The sequence below is a fragment of the Azotobacter armeniacus genome (assembly GCF_054779355.1).
In genome coordinates, this window is sequence record NZ_BAAGYK010000150.1 from 1 (window position 1) to 1,641 (window position 1,641).

2 protein-coding genes are annotated in these 1,641 nt (G+C 63.0%); both read left to right on the forward strand.

Annotated features, from left to right (window positions below):
- On the forward strand, window positions 1-199 hold a 199-nt coding region (locus ACYVD0_RS19715), incomplete at its 5' end, for a hypothetical protein (protein WP_460428379.1).
- A gap of 439 nt (window positions 200-638) precedes the next feature.
- Window positions 639-1,641, forward strand: a 1,003-nt coding sequence (locus ACYVD0_RS19720; RefSeq protein ID WP_460428378.1) for an IS701 family transposase, incomplete at its 3' end; no start/stop codon positions are given.

Sequence of the window (1,641 nt, forward strand, 5' to 3'; positions counted from 1 at the left end):
GTTCTACGACCTGCACGTCGCCAACCAGAGCCAGTTGGCCGGGCAGGCGCTGCACTCCATCGGCCTGCTGTACGAAATCGAGCGTGACGTGCGTGACCGGTTAGAGCAGTTTCACCTTATTCGAGTCCGCCTTTTGGGGGCGATCAGGATAACGATATGCGTGGATGGCCGCTCTGTAGGTCGGGTTAGCGTAGCGTAACCCGACAGCCTGCCCGGCATTGCCCGTCGCGTCGGGTTACGCCCTGCGGCTAACCCGACCTACAGTTGCAGCAGTGATCTGGTATTTGATGAAAATGCTCTGGGGCCTGTTAACACTACTCCACGCGACCGCGACGGAGCCTGTTTTTGCGCGGGGTTAGGCGCGAGGAGAGAAGTTTGGTCATTCCAAATGAACGACGAGCAACGACACATCGCGCAAAAACAGGCCCGTCCCTGCGGGTTGCGCGGCAAATGGCGCCATGCGTCGTTGCGGGACTTGGCAAGGGAATGCCATTCCCTGCGTCCTGCGCCTCGCCTGGCGCCATTTGGCGCGGCAACGCGGCTCGCGGAGAGTAGTGTTAACAGGCCATAGCACTACAGTTGCATATTTAGCCTTCATCTGCCTTGCTTGATGTATTCCCTTGCCTGGGAGAGACCGGATGACAACTGCATCGTTCGAGACAACCCTGGAGCTGTGGGCTTCATCGCTGCGCGAAGTCAAGGCGCGTATGCGCCCCCTGTTTACCCAGGAGCGAGTGGCGGCCTCTGCCGGCTTGTTCCTCGATGGCCTGCTGGGCAACGAGCCACGCAAGACCGGCTGGATGCGCGCAGAGGCCGCCGGCGATCCCGGCCCCTGGCGTCAACAGGCCATTCTCGGCCGTGGTCGCTGGGAGGCCGATGCCCTGCGTGATCTGGTGCGCGAGTATGTGCTCGAGCATCTGGCCGACGACGAGGCCGTCCTGGTTCTGGACGAGACCGGCTTTCTCAAGCAAGGCCGTGCGTCTTGCGGGGTAGCCCGCCAATACAGCGGATCGGCCGGCAAGATCGCCAACTGCCAGATCGGTGTCTTCGCGGCCTATGTCTCGCGTCACGGCCATGCCTTCATCGGCCGAGCCCTCTACCTGCCCGAAGCCTGGACGGATGATCCCTTGCGTATGGCTGCCGCCCAGGTACCGAAAGGTATCGGGTTTTCAACCAGACCCCGGATGGCCCAGGACATGATCGAGCGGGCCATCGCGGCGAATACGCCTTTTGCCTGGGTGGCCGCCGACAGCGTCTATGGCGTGGGTCATCTCGAGACCGCCCTGCGACGTGCCGGGAAGGGCTACGTGCTGGGTGTCAAGGGCACCCATACCGTCAAGGCCTGGATTGATAGGCCCTGGATCTCCGGCACGGCCGAGCAGGTGGCGCAGGCGTTACCGCCCTCGGCCTGGAGATGCTGCTCGGCAGGCGAAGGCACTCAGGGACCGCGTCTTCATGACTGGGCCTATCTGGAGCTGGCAGACCTGGAGGCCAGTGACTATGGCCTATCCGCGACAGGACTGTGGACATGGGGCCAGCTGATTCGCCGCCGCCTGGTCGATGGGGAACTGGCCTATTTCACCACCTGGGCGCCGGCCGGCACGCCCCTGGAAAAGCTGGCCTGGGTAGAAGGCCATCGCT